The organism is Streptomyces formicae (genome assembly GCF_002556545.1).
Taxonomy (GTDB): Bacteria; Actinomycetota; Actinomycetes; order Streptomycetales; family Streptomycetaceae; genus Streptomyces; species Streptomyces formicae_A.
Genome location: NZ_CP022685.1, coordinates 9,596,523 through 9,611,874, shown reverse-complemented (window position 1 = coordinate 9,611,874; position 15,352 = coordinate 9,596,523). Strand labels below are relative to the sequence as shown.

Sequence of the window (15,352 nt, the reverse complement as noted above, 5' to 3'; positions counted from 1 at the left end):
ATCAATGCCCTGCCAGCGTACAGGGTAACCGGCTGTTCGTGGGGGAGATTGAGTCATGTGCACACTCGGGTGTGAAGTTTGGTGGGCAGGTGATGCATCACGAGTCACGGCTGTGTAGGATCTGGGACCAGATGCTACACCCATACCGCCGCGCACCTTTGTGCCTGTTATTACGCGCTGTATTCCGCGAAAGGGAGAACACGGGGCATGTCCGTGAAGCTGCGTGATCACCAGATCGAGGCCGTTGCCGCCATTGTGCGGGGTCTCGATGTTCCGCCGGGTGGTATTCCCTGGAATGGTCTTCGTGGGCAGGTGCACGCGGCGTGTGGGACGGGGAAGACCATCATGGCTGCCGCGTCGGCGAGGCGGCTTGTGCCCAGGGGGCGTGTGCTCGTGTTGGTGCCGACGCTGGATCTGCTGGCGCAGACGGTGAGGGCGTGGCACGAGGCCGGTCACAAGGGGCCGGCGGTGGCGGTGTGTTCGCTCCAGGACGATCCAGGGCTGTGGTCGTTGAAGGTGCGCTCCACGACGAACCCGATCCAGTTGGCGCTGTGGCACGGCTCCGGGCCCGTGACTATCTACGCCACCTACGCGTCTCTGGGTGTCCTGGCGGAGGCCTTCGAAGGTGTCTACGGTCAGAAGCTTGACCCAGTAGACCTCGCGGTAGTTGATGAGGCCCACCGGACAAGTGGCTCGATGGGGAAGGCGTGGGCCGACATCCACGACCAGACCGTCATCCCTGCCTACCGACGGCTGTACTTGACGGCCACACCACGGATCTGGGAAGAGCGGCTCAGTCGGGAGGTCGTCGAAGGAGTCCGTGACCCGCTGCCGAGGGAGATGGCAGCTTCCATGGACGACGAGAAGGTCTTCGGGCCTGTCCTGTACAAGCTCTCGCTCGCCTCTGCCGTCTCCCGAGGTTTGCTGGCGCGATACCAGATCATCGTGTTGGAGCTGAAGGACCCTGTCGTCACTCCTGAGCGGCTGATGGGCGAGGAGCGGCGCAGCGAAGAGGTCCGCGGGCAGCGTCTTGGGGCCTTGCAGACTGCGCTGTTGCACACGATGGCGCAGCACGACCTGTCGACGTGCATCACCTTCCACCACCGCACCATCGAGGCGCAGGCGTATGCGGAGGGCCTGGAGCGCGTCGCGGCCAAGCTGCACGCGGATCAGCCCGAGACGTACGCCGCTCGGATCTGGGCGGACTGGCTGTGCGGCGAGCACGTCCCCGAGCACCGGCAGGAGGTCCTGGGTTCGTTCGGGTCGACGGCGCGGCGGGCCGTGCTCTCGAACTGTCGTGTTTTGGGCGAGGGTGTCGACATCCGCGCGGTAGACTCGGTTGCCCTCCTGGACCCGAAGGGGGCACCGCACGACATCGTCCAGGCTATCGGCCGGGCACTCCGCCAGAAGCCCGGACAAGGCAAGCTCGCCTCCCTGATCGTGCCCGTCTTCCTCCAGCCCGGAGAGCAGCCCGAGGACATGTTCACCTCCGGCTCCTACCGGCCCCTGGTGAAAGTCCTGGAAGGACTGCGGGCCCACGATGAAGAGGCGGTGGAACTCCTCGCCATCCCCCAGGAACCGCAGAAGGACGTCGCCCAGCCGTCCGTGAACATCGGTGTCGCACCAGAAGACGGCGAGGAGGAATCCCGCCTGCTGCTCCGTTTTGCCGCTCCGCGTGATCCGGTGATGGTCGCGGACTGGGTTTCGTTCAACGTGATCGATACCGAGCGGCAGGACTGGGCGCGCGGTTGGGCGAAGTTGAAGGCGTACGTCGAGCGGGTCGGGAACGCGAGGGTTCCCTACGGGCACAGGGAGGGTGCGACACCGCTTGGGCAGTGGGTCGCAGAGCAGCGACGGGCGTACGGAGCGGGGCAGATGAGCGGCCAGCGTGCCCGGCGGTTGGAGAAGCTCGGCATGGTGTGGTCGCTGGCCGATGAGCGGTTCCAGGAGAACCTGGCGGCTGCCAAGGCGTACTACGGCCAGCACTGGACACTCTGCGCGCCCCGCTCCGCCAGCATGCTGGACCGGCCGTTGGGGATGTGGCTCGCGAATTTGCGGCGACAGGGTGCGCTGGAGGGCCACCCCGAGTGGGAGATGGCGCTCAGGGAGGTCGACGAGGACTGGAACCCGGCCTGGCCGGCGGAGTGGCAGCGGCACTACGCCGCACTGCGCGAGCTCGTGCGCGACGAAGACGGCCAGGCTGGCGCGGTGAAGGTCCTGCCCGGGGTCACGGTCCACGGCATGGACATCGGGAAGTGGCTGGCCCGGCAGCGGAAACCCGAGGTATGGGCGGCCCTGACGGACGGTCAGCGCGAACGCCTGGAGGCTGTCGGTGTCACCCCGCTCCCCGCAGCCCCCGCCCCGGTGCCGGAGGTGTCCGCCGGGGCGTCCACGGCGCCCGTGAGCGCCTTTGAGAGGGGCGTCGCGGCCCTGACCCAGTACAAGGCCCGGGAAGGCTCTGTGACCGTCCCCAGAGCCCACGTAGAGACGGTCGAGCTCAGCGGTCAGGAGCACCCCGTCAAGCTCGGAGTCTGGATCATGAATCAGAAAGGGCGCCGCGCGAAGCTCACCACCGACAAACTCGCCACGCTCGCTGCCCTTGAGCTGGAATGGGCACAGGAAGGTTAAGGAGTGGGATAAATTTCTGGTTAATCAGTATCAAGTCCCGATGTGAAGGTGCAGGGAATGGCATCTGAGGAAGAGCTGTTCGCGTCCGTCGACGCTCTGTTGAACGAGGAGCCGCATCTCCCGCCTCCGGCGGAGCGTGCCCGGTTGCGTGAGGCCGCCGGCATCACCCAGGCCCGCCTCGCGACCGCGTTGAAGACGACGACCCAGTCGGTGAAGAACTGGGAGAACGGCCGCTCGGAGCCGAAGTCGCCGCGTCTGGATGCCTACCAGCGGCTGCTGAAGGGGTGGGCCGCAAAGCATCCCGCACACGGCGCATCCTCGGCTGCCGCCACGGCACTGTCGGCGATGTCCAGTGAATCGGCCGCGTCCGAGGTGGAGACGGCAGATGCCCCGCAGGCTCCCACCGCTCCAGCCACCGGGCCAGCGCGTCCCGCCACCCGGCCGGCGGCGGCATCGCGCCGCCCGGCTGCGAGGAAAGCAGCTCAGCCCGCAGCCGATCCGCGCTTCCCGCACGGTCCGCTCGCGGTCCTGGACGGCGACGGGTCCGCGTACGGCACGGGCGGCATCGTGCTCGACTGCCCTGCGACCACTGTGGTGGAACTGGTGGAGTGGACGCTGCGCGAGTCCGGTCTCGGCGCGCCGAAGCTCAACCGGTACGGCAAGGACAGCGACCCGCTGATCGTGCTCACCGCGGCCGCCGCGGTGAAGCTGGGGCTGCCCGAGCGCCTGGAGGGCCACGAGCAGCGCCGCTCCCTGCGCCTGCCGGAGGACCACCCAGTGGTCAAGCAGGTGGTGAAGGCGAAGTGGCAGTTGACGCAGCGCGGGTTCGGGCCGTGGGCGCGGATCTACCGCAAGGCGCAGGGCCGCGACCGGCAGTGTGTGCAGCTGGCGATCCTGTCCTGGGACGCCCTCGATGAGCGGTCCTGGCCCGGCGTGAGCGGGATGGAGTCGGCCGACATCGCCCGCGTGCTGGGCGTGTACGCGACCCGGGTCATCACCCCGCGCGGCTCCACCGCCGTCTCCGGCCTCGAGCTGATGACCGCGCTGCGCCCGCCCACCAAGGCCGTGCAGGACCCGCAGACCGGGAACTGGGTGTCCGGCTACAACGCGGGCAGCCTCGGCACCGAGCCGATGGACCCGGCGCCGCCGGAGGCCACCCCGGAACACCCTGTCGTCGTCAACAGCGGCTGGACGGGCGGGTTCCTGAACGAGGAGGCGTACCAGTGGGTGCGATCGGTGGACATGCTCTCCGATGAGGAGTGCACGCTGCCCTTCGCGGTCGGCCTGGACCTCAATACCGCGTTCCTCGCCGCCGCGGCCCGCTTGGTCGTCGGCCTCAGCGCGCCGGACCACTTCCACACCCCGGTGTTCAACCCGAAGATCCCCGGATCCTGGCTGGTCGACCTCTCGCACATCGAGGTGGACCCGCGGCTGCCCAGCCCGTTCACGCCGGACGGCTACCGCCCGACGGGCCCGGCCTGGTATCAGACGCACACTCTCGCCTACGCCCAGGAGCTCGGCTACGACGTGCACCCGATCGAGGCGTACCTGCGCCGCGAGACCGGTGCGTACCTGGACCCGTGGCACGACCGGCTCAAGACCGCCTACGTCGACACCCTCGCCGACCTCGGCGTCACCAAGGACCTGGACGATGCGGCGTTCCTCGCCGCGATGGAGCAGCACAGGCAGGCCGACCCGGCGATGGCCGCCGTCTTGTCCGCGATCAAAGCCACCGTGAAGGGCGGCATCGGCAAGCTCCGCGAGCGCCCCCAGGGACGGCACTACAAGGAGGGCGAGCCGTGGCCCGCTCTCCTGCGGCCGACCTGGCGCCCCGACATCCGCGCCGCCGTCATCAGCAAGGCCCGCGTCAACATGCACCGCAAGCTGCTCAACATGTCCCGGATGACCGGGCTGTTCCCGCTCGCCGTCCTCTCCGACTGCGTCGTCTACCCCAGCCCCGGCGACAGCCCGCTGAACTTCCTGCCGTACGCAGCCTCCGGCAAGCCGCAGCCCGGCGGCTTCCGCCTCGGGCCCACGCCGGGCCTGGCGAAGCTGGAGGGCGTCCAGCCGATGCTGTGGGCGGTCGACCTCATGGAGAAGGGCCTCAACCCGGCCCGCCACATCAAGGGCGGCGACGCCGTCCTGGACGAAGGGGAGTAACAGGTGGGCGAGATCGACGACGCGATCGAGCGGGCCGACCGGGAGTCCTTCACCCGCCAGCCGCCGAAGACATTGAAGGGTCAGATCGGCTACCTGCTCAAGCAGATGGGCAGCGCGAAGGCTGTCGCGCATGAGCTCGGGGTCACCGCCGACTCCGTCAACCGCTACCGCCGCGGCGCCCGCAAACACGCCCGCGCCGATGTCGCCGCGAAGATCGACGACGCGGTCCGGGCCCGCTGGCAGCCGCAGGTCCGCAGGCGCCGGCAGAAGCAGGCCGCCACCGCGACCGGGGTCACGGTCGAGACGAGGGCCCGCTTCGGGTACACCGCACCGGTCGGCACAACCGACGACGGACGCTTCCGGCGCCTGACCGTCCACCTCCCCCCGGCCTATGCGCAACGCCTCTTCGACGCCCGCAACGCCGGTGCGGGCGACCAGGAGATGCGCGGCATCATCGCCGAGGGATTCAAGGAGATCTACTTCCAAGACGGCGGAGGCCGCGCTATGGGACTCTCCGACGTCACCCTCAACGACATCGACTACCTCGACCTCGACTACTGACCCGACACCAGCCGCAGGCTCTGGTTCTGCTTGTGTGACTGAGCGCTTCGGAGGGCGAGGGCTGACACAAGGGCCTGCAATGGGAACGTGGAAGTGCGGGACTCTGCGCTGACACCGGTGCCCGGGCGCGGCACCCTAGGTGCCGCGCGCCGCCCAACATCCGGCGGTTGCACCGATGTTGCGGTTTCCGGCCGGTTCTCCTGCGCGGCAGGTCAGGCATGGCGTTGTGTGGGGTGCGTGATCAGCGATAGCAGCCAGGAGGCCGCATCGTCCGCGGTGCCCGGGTGATGGGGCTCTTTGAATTTCGTCGAAGGTGCTCTTGGTCGCCACTTTGTTGTGCTTTGAAATGAGTGGTGGGGGTGGCGAGCATGAGCGGAGGCAGGAGTGCTCGAGTTGCTCTGCCACGTGAAGGTCGCGGATGGTGTGATGTTGGGATGCGGCCGGAGCGCTGTGTCACCAGGAAGCACATAGATGTGTGGAATGAACGAGCGTTGCCGAGCGAGGCTGTGCCGATTCCGGTTAGGGCTGTTCTGCGCGGTTCGCTTGTGCCGCTCCTGATATGGGCTGGCATCGCCGCGTTCATCGCGATCGTCTACTCCCCGTGGGGGAGACGACGTCCGGATGGTACGGTGCAAATGCCTCTCAACACGCCATCTCTCAGGGAGGATTCAGCATGGCAGGTCAGTAACGGATGACCACCCGGCCGAGGCCCGCCGCGACGCGTCGTTGACGCAGGTCGCCGCGAGGCCCGTTCACCGACTCATCCACGCTGGCCTGGCACGCATCGATTCCGTACGGCCGAATTCGGTTCTTCGCCGTTCTCGGTTCTTCGCCGTATTCGGACCTTCGGTCGCACCCTTCTTCCGGTCTTTCGACTGTCGCTACACCGGGTCAGCGGTGACACCCCACGGGAATCTCATGACTGACGCAACCGTCGTCTGCACCGGTTTGTCCTTCTCCTGGCCCGACGAGACCTCGGTCTTCGACGAGCTCACCTGGTCCCTCGGCGTCGGGCGGCACGGCCTGGTGGCCCCCAACGGCGCGGGGAAAAGCACACTGTTGCGGCTCGTCGCCGGGGAGCTCACCCCGACCTCAGGGTCGGTCGGCGTCCAAGGGCAGCTCGGATATCTGCCGCAGTCCCTGCCCCTGGCCGAGGGCACCGTCGACGAGGCGCTCGGCATCGCGCCGATCCGGGCGGCCCTGCACGCCATCGAGTCCGGCGATGTGGACGAGGCGCACTTCACCGCCGTCGGCGACGACTGGGACATCGAGGAACGGACCGCCGCCGTCCTGGACCGCCTGGATCTGGGCAGCGTCGGCCTCGACCGGCCGCTCGGCTCCCTCAGCGGCGGCCAGGTGCTGTCCATCGGCCTTGCGGCGCAGTTGCTCAAGCGGCCGGACGTGCTGCTTCTCGACGAGCCCACCAACAACCTCGATCTGGCGGCCCGGCGCCGGTTGTACCAGGTGGTCGAGGAGTGGAAGGGCGCTCTTCTGGTCGTCAGCCACGACCGCGCTCTCCTGGAGCGCGTCGACGGCATCGCCGAGCTGCACCCCGGTGAAATCCGCTGGCACGGCGGCAACTTCACCGCGTACACCGAAGCCGTCGAGCGCGAGCAGGAGGCCGTGCAGCGTTCGGTGCGAGGCGCCGAGCAGGAGGTACGACGCCACAAGCGCGAGGCTCAGGCCGCGCAGGAACGCGCCCAGCGCAGGGCGAGCAACGTCAAGCGCACCAAGGGCTCTCTCGGAGTGCCCAAGATCCACGCGGGCACTCTGCAACGGCAGGCCCAGGAATCGGCCGGGAAGGCCTCGGCAGTACATGAGCAGCGGCTTCAGGAGGCCAAGGCGAAGCTGGAGCAGGCCGGTCAGGGGCTGCGCGAGGAGGCGAAGCTCGCGATCGCCCTGCCGCGCACCCGGGTGCCCGCCGGACGCACCGTCCTGGAATGCGAAGGGGCCCAAGTCCGCTACGGTGACATGCCGTTGTTCGCCCGTTCCGGGGTCGACCTGCACGTTCGAGGGCCGGAGCGGATCGCGCTGCTCGGGGCCAACGGCTCCGGGAAGTCGACGCTGATGAAACTGATCGCCGGGCAGCTCGCGCCCGCGTCGGGGACCGTGCGGACGCCGGTCGAACGGGTGGCGTATCTGTCGCAACGCCTCGACCTGCTCGATCTGAACCGGAGCATCCTCGACAATCTACGGGCCTTCGCACCGCAGCTGCGCGACGAGCAGATGCGGCACTGGCTGGCGCAGTTCTCCTTTCGCGGCGCGCGGGTCCACTCGGCGGCCGGGGCGCTGTCCGGCGGCGAGCGGCTTCGGGCGACCCTCGCGTGCGCCCTGGCCACCGACCCCGCGCCGCAACTGCTGCTCCTGGACGAGCCCACGAACAACCTCGACCTCGCCAGCGTCGCCCAGTTGGAGAACGCCCTCGGCGCCTACGAGGGCACCTTCGTCGTCGTCAGCCACGACGAGCCGTTCCTGCGGGCGATCGGTGTGACCCGCTGGCTGCGGCTTGAGCGCGGCGCGGTCACGGAGATTCCCGGGCCGCAGGACGGATGACGACGGGACACGACGACTGGTGGGGGCGGCGGGCCCGCCGCCCCCACCAGAGTGCCGGAGTGTCGAAGTGCTCGCGGAGTTCAGGCGGGGCGGTGCAGCGTGCCGTCGGTCAGCTCCAGCACACGCTCGGCGTAACGTGCACGCAGGGCGCGGTCGTGGGTGACCAGGAGCTTCGGACCGGAGAACTCCTCGATGGCTTCCTGGAGTTGTTCCACCAGGGGCAGGCTGAGGTGGTTGGTCGGCTCGTCGAGGAGCAGGAGGTCGGGGCGGCCCGCGAAGAGTTCGGCGATGCTCAGGCGGCGGCGCTGGCCCGTGGAGAGTCGGTCCACCGGCACCTGGAGGTCGCCGCGCCGGAACAGCCCGAACCGGCCGAGTTCGGCGTACGCCGTCTCGAGGTCGAGGGCCCGGCGCCGGGCGTAGATGTCCAGGAGGCTGCAGTGGCCGTCCTCGTAGACCGTCTCCTGCGGCAGGTACCCCACCCGCACGCCCTCCCCCAAGGTGACGGTGCCGCGATCGGCGGTCAGGACACCGGCGAGGACCCGCAGGAGGGTGGACTTGCCCGCGCCGTTCGGGCCGACGATCACGGTGAAGTCGCCCGGCTTGAGGGCGAGTTCGATGTCACTGAGGACGTCGCCGAGTGCGATGTGGGCGGCGTGCAGCAAAGGCTGATCGGTGGCTGTCGGCGCCGCGGGCCGCTCGGCGGACGGGCCGGGGCTAAAGCGCAGCGGCTCGGGTGGGCGTGGCACGGGGTCGTCGAGGAGGCGTTGCAGGTCGAGGCGGGCCGCCCGCGTCCTGCGGGCCATCGCGGCCTGGACCTTGCCGCCCGTGCGGTCGTAGCCCATCCTCTCGTTGTCGGACGGCAGGCCGCCCCCGTCGTCGGCGGCGGCCGCCCGGTCAACGCGGCGGCGCACCCGGTCGATCTCCTCGCGCCACTGCGCGTACTGGCGTTCCCAGCGGGCCCGCGCGGCGCGCTGCTCCGAGAGGTACTCCAGATAGCCGCCGCCGTGACGGACGGCAACGGCGCGCGGGCCGTCCAGGTCGACGATGTCGGTGACCGCCGCGGCGAGCAGACCGCGGTCATGGGTGGCGACCACGCACGGGCCGCGGTAGCCGCGCAGCCAGTCGGTCAGCCAGTCCGCGGCCCGGTCGTCCAAGTGGTTCGTCGGCTCGTCGAGGAGCAGCGCTGACGGCTGTGCCAAGACGAGTTCGGCGAGCGCAAGACGGGCCCGCTGGCCGCTGGAGAGCCGGGCCACCGGGTGGGTGGGAGCCAGCGAGCCGAGCCCGAAGACGGCGAGGACCTCACCGGTACGTGCCTCGCGCTCCCAGCCGCCGCGATCGGTAAACGCGTCCTGGGCACGCCCGTACTCGGCCAACAGCTCCTGCAGTTCGGACCCTTCGGACTCCGCGGTTCCCTGCGTCCCTTCGGCGTGCGCCATCCGCTCTTCGAGGTCCTCCAGCCGCGCGCCGAGCGCGTCGAGTTCGGCATGCGCCCGGTCCAGTACGTCAGTGATCGTCCAGGCGGCCGGGAAGCCGGGCTCCTGCGGCAAGAAACCGACCCTTCCCGTCACGGCACGCAGCACATGGCCGCGTTCGGGAGCCAGATCGCGGGCCAGGATCCGCAGCAGCGTGGACTTGCCCAGGCCGTTCTCGCCGATCAGGCCGATGCGTTCGTCCGCGGCGACGGTCAGGGAGATGTCCCGCAGCACCGGCCGCTCGCCCAGCGTGTGGGACACGCCGTCGGCCGCCAGATGGGCAGCGCCGCGGCTGCCCGCCAGGACGTCGGCACTGTCGGGAAGGTGAACGGTGTACTCCATGATTCCAGTATCAGGTCGGGGTGAATGGGGTCGCTGGGGCGGGCGTGGATCGGGTACCAGGCGGCCGTGGCTTTCGTGTTCGCAGTGCTGCTGGTTGTTGCCCCTGGCCGCCGGGTGCCGGGGGCCGGGTGCTCGATCATGGGCAGATGACTGCCTTCTATCACGTGTGCTTTGTGGTCCCGGACATCGAGCAAGCGATGCGGGACTTTCAGCGTTCGGCCGGGGTCCAGTGGAGTGCCCCTCTGGCCGACCGGCTCGGCGAGTGGGACTACCGCATCGTCTTCAGCGCGGGCGGACCGCCGTTCATCGAGCTCATCGAGGGGCCTGCGGGCAGTGCCTGGGATGCGTCGGAGGGAGCCAGGTTCGATCACATCGGATTCTGGTCCAGCGACGTCCGCCAAGGCTCCCGACGTCTGGCGGAAGAGGGCATGCCCACGGACTTCTCCGGTTGCCCCTACGGCCGTCCGTTCGCCTATCACCGCATGGACAGCATCGGGGCACGCATCGAACTCGTCGATGTCAGCCGGCAGAGCGAGTTCCTCAGCCGATGGCATCCGGGCGGGGGGCCGATGCCCGCCATAGACGAAAGCTGCGGAGACTGAGCTTGTTCCGCGCGGCCCGGCCTCGCTTGCTCCGCGCGGCCTCGAACAACGCCCCGAACGTGATCCCCTATCGGGAGTTTCCGGGACGCGGGGACGGAGAACGGGTGGGCTGCGGAAGGCGCTGACCGTACTCGTTCGTCGCAGCCCCGGAGACGGGCCGCACCTCGTGGTGTCAGCTGCTCGACGCCGCCCATGACAGCCGAGCCCGGAACGGCGGCGGCCTCCGCATCCGGCGTGCGGGCCCGACCGCCGCCCCTTCCCTGGCTCACCAGTCATGCACGTCCCCCGGCGCCGAGGGATGGCGCAGCTCGCGGAGCCCCCTCTCCAGGTCGGCCTCGACCATCGTCCGCATCAGCTGCTCGAAGCCGACCTCGGGCTCCCAGCCGAGGTCGGTGCGGGCCTTCTTGGGGTTGGCGCACAGCAGGTCCACCTCGGCGGGCCGTACGAGTCGGTCGTCGCTGACGACGTGGGCCTGCCAGTCCAGGTCCACGGCTTCGAAGGCGATGCGTACCGCGTCGCGCACAGAGTGCATGTGCCCGGTACCGATGACGTATTCGCCGGGTTCGTCCTGGGTGAGCATGAGGTGCATGGCGCGTACGTAGTCGCCTGCGAAGCCCCAGTCCCGTACGGCGTCGAGGTTGCCGAGGCGCAGTCCGCTCTGCAGGCCGAGGCTGATCCTGGCCGCCGCCCTGGAGATCTTGCGGGTGACGAACTCCCGTCCGCGCCGCGGGGATTCGTGGTTGAAAAGAATGCCCGCGGCGGTGAACATGCCGAAGGATTCACGGTAGTTGCGGGTGATGAGGTGCCCGTACGTCTTGGCGACCCCGTAGGGGCTGCGTGGCCGCGGCGGGGTGTCCTCGTCCTGCGGCACCTCGCTGACCTTGCCGAACATCTCGGAGGACGAAGCCTGGTAGAAGCGGATGGTGCCGGGCGGTGCGGCGCCGGACTGGCCGAGGCCGCCGACGATGCGGAGGGCCTCCAGCATGCGCAGGACACCCATGCCCGTGACCTCGCCGGTGAGTTCGGCCTGCTGCCACGACATGGGGACGTAGGAGATGGCGGCGAGGTTGTAGACCTCATCGGGCCTGACCCGGTCGACGGCGGCGACCAGGCTGCTCTGGTCGAGCAGGTCGCCCTCGACGAAGCGCAGTTCGGAGGCGATCCGCTCGATGCGGGGGCGGTACGGGTTGGCCTGGCCGCGCAGCAGCCCCCACACCTCGTATCCGCGCTCCAGGAGGTGCTCGGCGAGGTAGGAGCCGTCCTGCCCCGTGATGCCGGTGATCAGTGCGCGCCTCATGGCCTCGCCCCTTCCTTCTTGCGGGCGGCGCCCGGACCCGGATGTCTGCCGTCCGGCCGGGGCAGCGGCGGTCGCCGCCAGTCCGTCGTGGCGAACGCCGCCACCAGCTCCGCCGCCTCCCGGAGCGCGGGCACGCTACCCAGGCAGCCGGGCTGCGCGGCGGGTGGTCCGCCGCGGCCGCTGCGGACGTGCAGCGACCAACAGCCCGCAGCCGTGGCGGCCATCATGTCCGTCTCGTGGTCGCCGACCATCAGCGTCTGGGCCGGGCGCACCCCGAGCCGGTCCAGGGCCCCGGTGAGGAGTCCCGGCCGGGGTTTGCGGCAGGGGCAGCGGGCGGCGGACGGATGCGGGCAGTGCAGGATCACCGGTCGTGGCACGCCGACGGCCGCCAGGTCGGCGGCCATGTGGTCGTGAATGCGGTCGAGTTCATGCGCGGTGAGCAGGCCGTTCCCGATCGCGGCCTGGTTCGTCACCACGGCAAGGCGCAGGCCGAGACCGGTGAGCCGGGCGCAGGCGTCGAGCGCACCTGGCAGCCACCGCCACTGCTCGGCGCGGGTCACATGGTCGGGGCGATTGACGTTGAGGACGCCGTCGCGGTCGAGGAGCACGGCCTGGAGCTGCCCGTCGGGGCGCGCGGTGGGTGCCCGCTGGGCCAGGCACCCCTCGGGAGCCAACCGGGCCGGGCGCCCCGCTCGGTGGTCAGCCATGGTGCTGCCCGAAGAACGCGGAGGATCCGTGGCGGTGTACGGGGCTGTGTCCGCTGGCGCCGCCCGTGGCGGGTTCGGCGGGTTCGGGCGGGGTGGCCGGTTCGGGCGGGTCTTCGGCGATGAGGTCGCGGACCGTGGTGCGGACGGCGGCCGTCGAGGTCAGCCGCGGCTGCCAGCCGAGGTCGAGCAGGGGCTGCGGGCTGACGCGCACGGTGGGGATGTCGCCCTTCCAGCCGTGCTCCCCCGAGCCGAACTCGATCTCGCCGTCCTCGCCCGGGAATTCGGCGACGGTGATACGGGCGATGTCGGCGGCCGAGGTGGAGTCGGTGTTGCACACGTCGTACGTCTCGAACGCCGCCCCGGTGTCGGAGGTGGCCTGCTCCGCCGCCCGCCCCGGTGCCGCCAGTGTCATCAACGCGGCCGCGCAGTCGGCGGCATGGAGGTAGCTGCGGGTCTGGCTGCCGTCGCCGAGCACCGTGAGCTTGCCCGGATCCTGGCGGAGCTTGCCGACGAAGTCATGGATGATGCCGCGGCGCATGCCCCCGCCGACGATGTTGGAGAGCCGCGCGGACACGGCGCGGAATCCCGTCTCGTGGGCGGCGGCGCACAGGAACGCCTCGGCCGCCGCCTTGCCCGCGCCGAACCGGGTCGTGGGCCGCGTCGGCCGATCGGCCGACGACACCTCGCGTGTGGCCTGATCACCGTAGACGAGTTGGCTGGAGGTCATCACCAGGCAGCGCGGGGGGTGTTCGGCGAGGGCTTCGAGGAGGGCGACGGTGCCCGCCACCGTGGTGTCCAGGTCGGCGCGGCCCGAGTGGGCCCACGAGCGGTTCTCGGTGTTGGCGCCCAGGTGGAAGACCCAACGGGCGCCGCTGGTGAGCTGCCGCAGCGTCCGGGTGTCGCGCAGGTCGGCCTCGTGGTAGTGCAGTTCGGGGTGAGGGGTGGCACCGCGCAGGCGGTGCGCGGCCGACCACGGGACGATGTCCACGGCCGTCACCCGGCAGCCCGCGGACAGGAGCCTGGTCACCAGGTGTGAGCCGATGAATCCGGCGGCTCCGGTGACGACGGCGCGCGGGGTGTCGCCGGACGTGTCGCCAGGTGTGTCTCCGGGAGTGTCTCCTGGTACATCCATGTCTGTTCCAGACCTTTCGTCGCGGGTGGTCCCCGCCAGTTCGCCTACAGAGTGAACTAGTGGGTGAGGTCGAGGAGTTGGGACAGCTTGCGGATACGGACGTAGCGCGCGGCGTCGTCCGGGTAGATGCCGAGGGGGTCGTAGAGGACCGTGAAGGGGAGCTCGCGCGGGGCGCCGTCGAGGGTGTCGCCGACATAGCGGCACTGCTCCAGGGGGCGGCCCAGGGCGACGGCCGCCATCCGGAAGATCCTCGGGTCGGGTTTGGCGATGCCGACGGCGGACGAGTCGAGGACGCCGTCGAGGAGGTCGAGCAGCCCGGCCTGGGCCAGTTCGGCGTGCGCGCGGCCGTCGGCGTTGCTGACGACGTAGCGCTGCACCTGCGTGGGCAGGGCGTCCAGGAACGGGACGGCCTCGGGGTTGACGATGCTCCACAGCACCGTGTCGTCCACTTCCCGGTGGACCGTCCGCCACAGCAGGTCGGCGGCGTCGGGCGAACAGCCTGCGTGCGCGGACCAGCGGTGCGCGAAGGGGCGCGGCCCGGTGCCGGGCTCGCTCTCCAGATCGTGGTCGCGGGCCGCCAGGGCCACGGCGCGGCGTGCGGTGACGGGGTCGACACGCAGTCCGAGCCGTCTGCCGTAGTGGGCGAGCACCTCGCCGTCGAGCAGGATCAGGACGCCTCCGGAGTCCAGGAGCAGGGCCGGGTGCTGCGCGCCTGTGCGCGCGGCGGGGGGCGTCGGGGCGGGCTCGGGCCGGGGGTGGTGGCGCGGGGCTGTGCGGGGCTGCGGGACTGTGCGGTGCTCATGGTGGCTCCTTCCCGCCGGGCCCGGGCGGCTCGGCGGCGGAGGGCCGGGCGCGACCGCCGGTACGGCTCACGGCGGTCGCGTGCGGCACCGGGCGGCTACTCGGGGGCGGGGGTCAAGAACAGGTTCACGAACTCCCGTTCCGTGCTCTCCGCGGCCCTGACGAACTCCTCGTCGGGCAGCTTGGGGTCGATGTCGAGGTCGTCGACGATGTCGCGGGTGAAGCCGAGCGAGGCGTAGATCCGCAGCACCTCCACCGGGTCACCGCCGCGCTCGCGGATGCCCGGCGGCCAGAACTCGACGAGCATCCGCGGGCGGCAGCGGCGCAGCGTGCGCTGCATGCCGAGGATCGCGAGATGGTCGCCGCCCTGGGTGTCGACCTTCACGAAGTCGATCTCGTGCACGTCGTCCAGGATGTCGTCGAGGGCGATCACCGGTACCGGGTGGCCGAGGTCGCTCGACTCTTCGAGGACCCGGTGGTCGCCGGTGTTGCCGTCCTTGTCGCGGCGCAGAAACGCGACGCCGGGCCGCTCACCGGCCGCGGCGAACACCGGCGTGACATTCGACGCGCCGTTGCGCAGCACGTTCTGCACGAGCATCTGGTGATTCCAGGCGTCGGCCTCGATGGCGATGACCCGGCCGTGCGGCTGCACCAGTTGGGACATCAGGAGGCTGAAGTAGCCGATGTGCGCGCCGATGTCGAGGACGGTGGTGCCCGCGGTGACGGTCTTGCGGATCGCGGCGTCCTCGTCGACCTCCCAGCGGCGGGTCTCGGCGAGTTCGGGCCGGATGATGGTGTCGTCGCCGTCGATCTGCAGGACCCCGACGTCGGAGTCGACGTGGGCGGGCAGGCGCCATTGCGGCGCCCCGGTGCCGGATACGGCGAAGGCCGCGCCGACGATGGGCCGCCACAGCCGCGCGGTGCTCTCCCCCGCCTCCTGTTCGGCCGGAGCGGAAGAGCCGTTCGCGAGGGTGGCGACCGCCGCGGCAGCGGCACGCTGGACCGTCAGCGCGTAGTCGGCGGGCGAGGGACCGCCGTAGGGTGCGCGGTGCTCTGCTTCGGGCATGCGGATGTCTGTCCCTTCTGGGTGAATGGAT

12 protein-coding genes are annotated in these 15,352 nt (G+C 70.3%); 5 read left to right on the top strand and 7 right to left on the bottom strand.

The features are described 5' to 3' along the window. Window positions 1-207 precede the first annotated feature (207 nt). The 4 genes from KY5_RS41285 to abc-f all read left to right on the top strand — a co-directional run bounded on the left by KY5_RS41285 (window position 208) and on the right by abc-f (window position 7,902). Entirely contained in the window at window positions 208-2,628 is a 2,421-nt protein-coding gene (locus KY5_RS41285) for a DEAD/DEAH box helicase (RefSeq protein WP_098240184.1), read from the top strand. A gap of 57 nt (window positions 2,629-2,685) precedes the next feature. After that, on the top strand, window positions 2,686-4,788 hold the full coding sequence (gene tap / locus KY5_RS41280; RefSeq protein ID WP_098240185.1) for a telomere-associated protein Tap: 2,103 nt from the start codon (window positions 2,686-2,688) through the stop codon (window positions 4,786-4,788). Between the two features lie 3 nt (window positions 4,789-4,791). Beyond that, entirely contained in the window at window positions 4,792-5,349 is a 558-nt protein-coding gene (tpg, locus tag KY5_RS41275) for a telomere-protecting terminal protein Tpg (protein WP_098240186.1), read from the top strand. A gap of 918 nt (window positions 5,350-6,267) precedes the next feature. Beyond that, window positions 6,268-7,902: a ribosomal protection-like ABC-F family protein gene (gene abc-f / locus KY5_RS41270; protein WP_098240187.1), complete on the top strand. Its 1,635-nt coding sequence runs from the start codon at window positions 6,268-6,270 to the stop codon at window positions 7,900-7,902. An 80-nt stretch (window positions 7,903-7,982) separates the two neighbouring features. On the opposite strand, the gene KY5_RS41265 is transcribed toward abc-f, so the two are convergent. Beyond that, complete coding sequence (locus KY5_RS41265) at window positions 7,983-9,716, bottom strand: ABC-F family ATP-binding cassette domain-containing protein (protein WP_098240188.1); 1,734 nt, start codon at window positions 9,714-9,716, stop codon at window positions 7,983-7,985. A 146-nt stretch (window positions 9,717-9,862) separates the two neighbouring features. Between KY5_RS41265 and KY5_RS41260 the strand changes: the two genes are divergently transcribed. After that, window positions 9,863-10,318: a VOC family protein gene (locus KY5_RS41260; protein ID WP_098246971.1), complete on the top strand. Its 456-nt coding sequence runs from the start codon at window positions 9,863-9,865 to the stop codon at window positions 10,316-10,318. A gap of 265 nt (window positions 10,319-10,583) precedes the next feature. On the opposite strand, the gene KY5_RS41255 is transcribed toward KY5_RS41260, so the two are convergent. From KY5_RS41255 to KY5_RS41235, 6 genes are all read right to left on the bottom strand, one after another. Further along, window positions 10,584-11,615, bottom strand: coding sequence for a GDP-mannose 4,6-dehydratase (locus tag KY5_RS41255; RefSeq protein WP_098240189.1), 1,032 nt, complete (start codon window positions 11,613-11,615; stop codon window positions 10,584-10,586). Beyond that, window positions 11,612-12,322: a D-glycero-alpha-D-manno-heptose-1,7-bisphosphate 7-phosphatase gene (locus KY5_RS41250; RefSeq protein ID WP_098240190.1), complete on the bottom strand. Its 711-nt coding sequence runs from the start codon at window positions 12,320-12,322 to the stop codon at window positions 11,612-11,614. Before KY5_RS41250 ends, KY5_RS41255 begins: the two co-directional genes overlap by 4 nt. Beyond that, the gene (locus tag KY5_RS41245; RefSeq protein ID WP_098240191.1) at window positions 12,315-13,454 is read right to left on the bottom strand and encodes an NAD-dependent epimerase/dehydratase family protein; all 1,140 of its coding nucleotides are present in this window, start codon (window positions 13,452-13,454) and stop codon (window positions 12,315-12,317) included. The genes KY5_RS41250 and KY5_RS41245 overlap by 8 nt, the downstream gene beginning before the upstream one ends. Window positions 13,455-13,510: 56 nt before the next feature. Beyond that, complete coding sequence (locus tag KY5_RS41240) at window positions 13,511-14,104, bottom strand: HAD family hydrolase (RefSeq protein WP_098240192.1); 594 nt, start codon at window positions 14,102-14,104, stop codon at window positions 13,511-13,513. A 17-nt stretch (window positions 14,105-14,121) separates the two neighbouring features. After that, window positions 14,122-14,256, bottom strand: a complete 135-nt coding sequence (locus KY5_RS43025; RefSeq protein WP_267894256.1) for a hypothetical protein — start codon at window positions 14,254-14,256, stop codon at window positions 14,122-14,124. A gap of 96 nt (window positions 14,257-14,352) precedes the next feature. Then, on the bottom strand, window positions 14,353-15,321 hold the full coding sequence (locus KY5_RS41235) for an FkbM family methyltransferase (protein WP_098240193.1): 969 nt from the start codon (window positions 15,319-15,321) through the stop codon (window positions 14,353-14,355). Window positions 15,322-15,352: the final 31 nt, after the last annotated feature.

Bases quoted from the DNA above. Each gene is read 5' to 3' on its own strand.
- KY5_RS41285 (WP_098240184.1), top strand. From the start codon at position 208: ATGTCCGTGAAGCTGCGTGATCACCAGATCGAGGCCGTTGCCGCCATT.
- tap (WP_098240185.1), top strand. From the start codon at position 2,686: ATGGCATCTGAGGAAGAGCTGTTCGCGTCCGTCGACGCTCTGTTGAAC.
- abc-f (WP_098240187.1), top strand. From the start codon at position 6,268: ATGACTGACGCAACCGTCGTCTGCACCGGTTTGTCCTTCTCCTGGCCC.
- KY5_RS41265 (WP_098240188.1), bottom strand. From the start codon at position 9,716: ATGGAGTACACCGTTCACCTTCCCGACAGTGCCGACGTCCTGGCGGGC.
- KY5_RS41260 (WP_098246971.1), top strand. From the start codon at position 9,863: ATGACTGCCTTCTATCACGTGTGCTTTGTGGTCCCGGACATCGAGCAA.
- KY5_RS41255 (WP_098240189.1), bottom strand. From the start codon at position 11,615: ATGAGGCGCGCACTGATCACCGGCATCACGGGGCAGGACGGCTCCTAC.
- KY5_RS41250 (WP_098240190.1), bottom strand. From the start codon at position 12,322: ATGGCTGACCACCGAGCGGGGCGCCCGGCCCGGTTGGCTCCCGAGGGG.
- KY5_RS41245 (WP_098240191.1), bottom strand. From the start codon at position 13,454: ATGGATGTACCAGGAGACACTCCCGGAGACACACCTGGCGACACGTCC.
- KY5_RS43025 (WP_267894256.1), bottom strand. From the start codon at position 14,256: ATGAGCACCGCACAGTCCCGCAGCCCCGCACAGCCCCGCGCCACCACC.
- KY5_RS41235 (WP_098240193.1), bottom strand. From the start codon at position 15,321: ATGCCCGAAGCAGAGCACCGCGCACCCTACGGCGGTCCCTCGCCCGCC.